Annotated in this window: 5 protein-coding genes and 2 pseudogenes; 3 read left to right on the forward strand and 4 right to left on the reverse strand. The window is 48.7% G+C overall.

The features are described 5' to 3' along the window. The 3 genes and pseudogenes from C7B77_RS20275 to dnaK form a co-directional block, all read right to left on the reverse strand. Positions 1-316, reverse strand: a pseudogene (locus C7B77_RS20275) (hypothetical protein); the annotation flags it as partial. Positions 317-318: 2 nt separating this feature from the next. Continuing rightward, positions 319-1,350 carry a DnaJ C-terminal domain-containing protein gene (locus C7B77_RS20280; protein WP_106309023.1) on the reverse strand — a complete coding sequence of 344 codons (1,032 nt, stop codon included), beginning with the start codon at positions 1,348-1,350 and terminating at the stop codon, positions 319-321. 677 nt (positions 1,351-2,027) lie between these two features. Next, a pseudogene (gene dnaK, locus C7B77_RS20285) lies at positions 2,028-4,211 on the reverse strand (molecular chaperone DnaK); the annotation flags it as partial. Between the two features lie 262 nt (positions 4,212-4,473). Here dnaK and C7B77_RS20290 point away from each other — a divergent pair. Continuing rightward, a complete protein-coding gene (locus C7B77_RS20290) occupies positions 4,474-4,938 on the forward strand; it encodes a hypothetical protein (RefSeq protein WP_106309029.1) in 465 nt (154 codons plus the stop codon). Positions 4,939-5,035: 97 nt separating this feature from the next. Further along, a complete protein-coding gene (locus C7B77_RS20295; protein WP_106309032.1) occupies positions 5,036-5,629 on the forward strand; it encodes a TMEM175 family protein in 594 nt (197 codons plus the stop codon). Here the strand turns inward: C7B77_RS20295 and C7B77_RS20300 are convergent. Next, positions 5,619-5,813, reverse strand: coding sequence for a hypothetical protein (locus tag C7B77_RS20300; RefSeq protein WP_146138423.1), 195 nt, complete (start codon positions 5,811-5,813; stop codon positions 5,619-5,621). The genes C7B77_RS20295 and C7B77_RS20300 overlap by 11 nt on opposite strands. A gap of 131 nt (positions 5,814-5,944) precedes the next feature. Between C7B77_RS20300 and C7B77_RS20305 the strand changes: the two genes are divergently transcribed. Beyond that, positions 5,945-6,891 (forward strand): MutS N-terminal domain-containing protein (locus C7B77_RS20305; RefSeq protein ID WP_483862466.1); only part of this gene is annotated, 947 nt, incomplete at its 3' end.

Here is a 6,891-nt window from a genome sequence, read left to right on the forward strand (position 1 = left end):
GGGGATTGGCTGGCGACAGATTGACAATATCGAGAGTACCACTCCGCAGCTCGCGATCGAAATCTTGGGCGATTAAATAGGTGCCACCAATTGCTAGAGCTAGCCAGATTTCTTTGTCGAGTAATTCGCATATATTCAACCACCACTTGGGCGAATCGTGGATACGAATCCAATCGGAACCGAGAAATGTTAGCCACTGCATTAATATCGAAATTGCTGTGGCGATCCCGATATTTGGCCAATTTAACCGCGATTTAAGTTCTCGGCCTAATTGGGGATTCCAGATGCTTAACGGCTCGATAAATAGCTCTAGCATTGTTAATTCGTCGTCAAATCTAGACGCGGATTGAATGATTCGATATCGCGTAATTTTTGATAGAGGTCGCGTTCGGTTGCAGACGGATTTTTGGGAACGACAATTTGGATTTCGAGTAATTGGTCGCCGCGCTTACCATGATCAGCCGGAAATCCTTTGCCCGCCAGCCGCAATTTTTGGCCGGAGGTAATGTTTTGAGGTAGACTGATTTTGACTAACCCATCGAGAGTCGGCACTTCTACAAATCCACCTAAGACGGCTTCGGCTGGCGTTACTGGCAATTGACAATAGACATTAATCCCTTCAAGTCTAAAGTATTGATGCGGTGCGACATTAATTTTGAGATAGAGATCGCCACCTGCGATCCCTTGTCCGCGCAGACGAATTTTTTGTCCGGGGAGCATACCAGGGGGCATCTCTACTTCTAGAGAACGGCCATCTTCTTGAATGGTAATGCGTTCGCGTCCGCCCTGATAAGCTTTATCGAGCGGTAATGTCAATTCGGCTTCGAGATTTTTGGGGCGTACTTGGGGGGGTGCTTCGGCGAAGGTATTGCGATCGAACGATCGATCTGGATCTCCCTCACGACTGGTACGGCGTTCGCTAGTACGCGGATTTCGTGCGGTTTGGGTCGTACCTCTACCAGTTTGGGCTTCATTCCGAGAATATCGATCGCTATTATTACCGTTATTTGCTTCTTTTTTGCGGCCTAATAATCGATCGATAAAGGTATTAAAATCATCGCTAAAATCATCTTCATCCGCTCTTTCTCTAGGAGGATTAGCAGTATTAGCTCGATCGCGATTTTTGCGCCAAAATCCCGTAAATTTATCGTATTGCGATCGCTTGGATCGATCGGATAAAATTTCGTAGGCTTCGCTGATATCCTTAAATTTGTCTTCAGCAGCTTTATCGCCAGGGTTGAGATCTGGATGATATTTCCGTGCCAGTCGCCGAAATGATTGTTTGATCTCATCGGGGGAAGCATCCCGCTTTACACCCAACAGCTCGTAGTAATTGCGAATATCTTGCATGGAAGGCTTTAGGCTTTAGGCTTTCAATAATTGATAATTGATAATTGATAATTGATAATTACCAAATAGTAAAGGTTGAGAGCCAATGCCTGTAGGCGGATTGTTATTAAGACGGAGTTTGCTTAGTGCCTTTAAATCTCTGTCTTAACAACTTCGCGATCGACGATCGACGATCGACTATCGACTATCGACTGTCAACGATCGACTAATTAATACCATTCATCATCCTCATCATCCCAATCATCGCGAATTGGCTGTGAATTGTTGGGATTAGAGCGAGGATTGGGGTTGTTATTTTGAGGGGACGAACGCCGTACATCGGCGCGAGGATCGCGATCTGGGGAGGGTGCAGGTCGTGAATTCATGCTCCGACTATCTGGAGGGATCGCGCTGCGTCCCGATGGGTTTGACGATCGAGGATCGTTAGTCTGACGGGGTTGCGGCGGATTGCGATCTTCGTCCCACCGTTGTGGTCGCGGTTGCTGTGGCTCATCATCGAGGTAATCATCATCGCGCTGGCGAGATCGATCGAGATTGTTGTTGGTGGGTGGTGTCCGGCGGGGATAATCTTCATCTCGGCGCGACGAGTTGGGCGCGTAACTGCTGTCGTCGCGCCGGGTAGGATAACGCTCGTCGCGAGTATAGCGATCTTCATCATCAGCGCGATAAGTCGATCGATCTTGTCTGTCGGGATTATTGCGCGGAGTGGCGCGATTATCGTTGCGCCGATCTTTAGCCGGATCGGCATAGGGATCTCTAGGATTGTCGTTGCGCCGATCTCTGGAGGAATCGGCATAGGGATCTCTAGGATTATAGTCTCGATCGCGGTAGGGATCTCTAGGCGGCTCGTAGCTTTGGGGTGGTAGTGCGCCGCGATTGGAATAGCCCGAATAATCGCTGCCACGGTTATCGTAGTAGGGATCTCTAGGACTGCCGTAAGGATTATAAAGATCGCGATTGTTATAATTGTCGCGATAATTATAGTCATCATCATCGCCCACAAAGATATCTTTGAGCGTGCCGAGGATGCCTTTGTCCTCTTCTTCGGTCAACGTCCGTACCTGACGGCTAAAGTCGTAAAGTGCGTCATCTAGTTCGCTTTTGACTTCATCGATGAGGCGTTCGTCGCTATCGGCTAGAGCCTCCCGCAGTTCGCGGATCAGTCCTTCGATTTGTTTGCGCTGCGCATTGGCAAATTGCATCCCAAACTCTAAGGCGACTTCGCGCAATTGACGTTCGGCTTGATAAGTTAAAGCTTCGGCACGGTTGCGTTTATCAACTTTGTCCCGTTTTTGTTTATCGCTCGCTGCAAATTGTGCGGCTTCGTCGATCATCCGCTTAACTTCTAGTTCGCCCAGAGTCGAGGCACCTTGAATTGTCACCGTTTGTTCGCGTCCGGTGGTACGATCCATCGCCGTTACTTGCAAAATCCCATTCGCATCGACATCTAGCGATACTTGAACTTGGGGGATCCCTTTGGGTGCGGGTGGAATTCCGGTGAGTTTGAACCGTCCTAACGATTTATTATCGGCAGCCATTTCGCGCTCGCCTTGAACGACATGGACTTCCACCATGGTTTGATTATTTTCCGAAGTGGAAAATATATCCGATTTCCGCACGGGAATCGTCGTATTGCGCGGGATCAGCTTTTTCATCACGCCGCCAATGGTTTCCAATCCTAGCGATAGGGGCGTCACATCGAGCAGTAAGATATCTTTGACCTCACCAGCCAGTACCCCTGCTTGAATCGCGGCACCGACAGCTACGACTTCATCGGGATTGACATTTTGATTGGGACGTTTATTGATAAAACTGCGTACCAACTCCTGTACCGCTGGAATCCGCGTCGAACCGCCGACTAAGACTACTTCGTCGATATCATAAGCCGTCAACTGAGCATCGTTCATCGCTCGTTTGACAGGCCCGCGCAACCGTCCGATCAGCTCAGCACATAACTCCTCAAATTGAGCGCGACTGAGCCGAGTTTCGATATGTTTGGGGCCGTCTGCGGTGGCTGTGATGAAGGGTAAATTGATATCTGTGACCATCACCCCGGACAGCTCGATTTTGGCCTTCTCAGCGGCTTCTGTCAGCCGCTGGAGCGATTGCCGCTCCTTGCGAAGATCGATATTTTCGGCGGCGAGAAATTCCTCAGCCAGCCAATCGACGATCTTGCGATCGAAATCCATGCCGCCGAGCTGAACGTCGCCACTAGTAGACTTGACTTGGAAGACGCCATCGCCAACTTCCAACACCGAAACATCAAAAGTACCACCGCCTAAGTCAAAGACCAGAATCATCTCACTTTGACGTTTGTCCAACCCATAAGCCAGCGATGCCGCAGTTGGTTCATTGAGAATCCGCAGCACGTCCAATCCGGCAATCTTCCCTGCATTCTTGGTCGCTTGGCGTTGGGAATCGTTAAAATAAGCAGGTACGGTAATTACGGCACCAGTCACAGCTTCGCCCAAATACCGACTAGCTTCGTCTGCTAGTTTTTGCAAAATCATCGCCGAAATCTCTTCTGGTGCGTATTCCCGATTTTGTTTGGGACATTTGATTTTGACATTGCCATCTTCATCCTTGCGGATGGTAAAAGGCACTTGCTTGGATTTGGGGCTGAGTTCGCCATATTTGCGCCCCATAAACCGTTTGACCCCATAAAATGTATTCTGGGGGTTTAATTCTGTTTGCCGCCGCGCCATCTGTCCCACGAGGCGTTCGCCGTCTTTGCTGAAACCAACTACGGAGGGAGTGGTACGCATACCTTCTGCATTGGCAATTACCACTGGTTTTCCGCCTTCCATGACAGCTACCACTGAATTGGTGGTACCCAGGTCGATGCCTACTACTTTACCCATCCGCTGTTTCCCTTTGTATGACTAAATTTGTCACAAATATTGGTTTTATTTTATCCGATCGCGTAGCGTACCTGTAAGGTAATCGATCCACCTGGAGGGTGGGGATAGCACTACTCTAGTGGATAGTGGATAGTGAATGGTGGATAGTGTTTAGAACGTGCAAGCACGTCGTTCTAGATTGACACCCAGTATTTTCTTCAAATTTAAACTTATCGATCGTCCCGCTCCACTATCCACTATCCACTATCCACTATCCACTAAGATGAATCTAGACCAACAGGTACAATCATTAATCGATGGCGCGCCAGATGCAGAAAGCCGCACGAGCGTGACGGCGATCGCGCCGATCTTACAACAATTTGCCGCCACCTTACCCCACATTACATATTATATTTGCCAAAGTCCGCAGGGTGAATGGGTCATCACCACCTTACGCAACCAGCACAAACCCAATCTCGAAATTCAAGTGATGTATGCGTTTGCAAGTGTCGAAGATGTGCGTGAATTTAACAGTGGCTTGCTGGCAAATTCTTTAGCGATCGAAGTACCAGTGATTCAGCTCATCTTTTATTTGCTAGCTTTTCCCGAAATCGATCGATTGGTATTTTTAAACGATCGCGATAATTTAGATCGAGGTCAAGAAATTACTCGCGATAGCCTAGAAGAATCGATCGCCAGAAAACTCGATCGAGATCGATCGTTTGAGTTACCACCAGATGTTTGTTAGTTAAATCCGATCTTGCTAGATAGCCATCGCTCTAAGCTAGACTTTATCCATCCTCGATCGCTTAAAATAGAAGATTATTTCAGGAGGGAGAAAGATTATGGGGAAAGGAAGATTGGAAGCATTCAGCGATGGTGTAATGGCAATTATCATTACGATTATGGTGTTGGAACTCAAAGTACCCCATGGCGCAACTTTTGCCGCACTGATGCCATTAATTCCTGTATTTCTCAGCTATATCCTGAGTTTTATTTATCTAGCTATTTATTGGAACAATCACCATCATTTGTTACAAGCAGTGCGGCATGTGAATGGCCGAATTTTGTGGGCGAATGTCCATCTATTATTCTGGTTGTCGCTGATTCTGTTTGTGACTGCGTGGATGGGTGAAAATCAGTTTGCCCGCTTGCCTGTCGCACTTTACGGTACGGTGCTTTTATTTTGCGCGATCGCTTATCTGATTTTGACGATTATGTTAATCGCACATCATGGTAAAGAATCCGAGCTAGCGATCGCGATCGGTCGAGATTTTAAAGGTAAAATTTCTTTAGGATTTTACGTGTTAGGAATCTTACTTTCGTTTGTTAATTCATGGGTTGCCTGTGGCATCTATGCTGTGGTAGCAGCAATCTGGCTGATTCCCGATCGACGGATCGAAAGAACTTTAGGTTCGGAAAATTTATCTAATAAATAGCTCGATCGATTGGCTCTCTTGCATCTATGACAATCGGTTCGATTTTGGGTAATGGGTAATGGGTAAATTGGTGCTGTTGGGTTTCGCTTTGCTCTGTCTTGTCGCACACAACTGGGAGGGAACCTCCCAGTCGATGCGCCGCTACCCAACCTACATAGCTACCATACATACCTGCACTATTCACTATTCACTATCCACTATCCACTATCCACCAAACAACATTCTCAACCATTGTGACAATCTGGGAACGATCGAGATCGCCTCGAACCCTCAATAGTACAATAGGATTAGCCACACTCACATTCGATCGTGTCCATGTCCGACAATACGCCCGACTTGACGGGAATTCGCACCAGTCAGAGTCAAATTCGCAACGCCGATTATCGCCTGCTCGATCGCACCAAACTGTCCCCGATGTACCAACACTATGTCGAGGTGAAGGAGCAATATCCTCACGCGCTGCTGTTGTACCGTTGCGGGGACTTTTTTGAGACGTTTTTTCAGGATGCCATCACGATCGCGCGCGAACTCGAACTAGTATTGACGAGTAAAGAAGGCGGTAAAGAAGTCGGGAGAGTGCCCATGACAGGCGTACCGCACCATGCCGTCGATCGCTATTGTGCCATGCTCGTCGAAAAAGGGTATGCGATCGCGCTGTGCGATCAGATGGAAACCGCCGCCGAGTCTGCTGCTTTGGGGAGTAATTTAGTGCGCCGCGAAGTCGTCCGCGTTTTGACTCCCGGCACGATTCAGGAAGAAGAAATGCTCCAATCGCGCCGGAATAACTTCCTCGCCGCGATCGTGTTGGTGGGCGAAAATTGGGGACTAGCTTACACCGATATCTCTACAGGCGAGTTCCTCACCACTCAAAGCACCGATTTAGAAGTCCTCACCCAAGAGCTGCTGCGGCTCCAACCGCCCGAAATCCTGATTCCGATCGCCGCACCCGATCTCAACCGCCTCTTGCGTCCCGGTGAAACCTCCGACTTACTCCCCACCAATCTGCCTAACTGCTTCTGCTACGCCATGCGTCCGCTGGCACCATTTACCCTCCCAGAGGCCAAGCAACGGCTGATGGACACCTTCAAAATGCGATCGCTAGAATCTTTGGGGTGTACGCCATTTCCGCTCGCTGTACGGGCGGCTGGCGGCTTATTAGAATATCTCGAAGCTACCCAAAAAGGGAACCCCGTCACCCTCCAACCGCTCCGCACCTATTCTCTGGGCGATTATCTAGTCTTAGATCACCAATCCCGCCGCAA

This window comes from Chamaesiphon polymorphus CCALA 037 (genome assembly GCF_003003845.1).
Lineage (GTDB): Bacteria > Cyanobacteriota > Cyanobacteriia > Cyanobacteriales > Chamaesiphonaceae > Chamaesiphon > Chamaesiphon polymorphus.

Coding starts and splice junctions, on each gene's coding strand:
- C7B77_RS20280 (WP_106309023.1), bottom strand. CDS start 1,350: ATGCAAGATATTCGCAATTACTACGAGCTGTTGGGTGTAAAGCGGGAT.
- C7B77_RS20290 (WP_106309029.1), top strand. CDS start 4,474: ATGAATCTAGACCAACAGGTACAATCATTAATCGATGGCGCGCCAGAT.
- C7B77_RS20295 (WP_106309032.1), top strand. CDS start 5,036: ATGGGGAAAGGAAGATTGGAAGCATTCAGCGATGGTGTAATGGCAATT.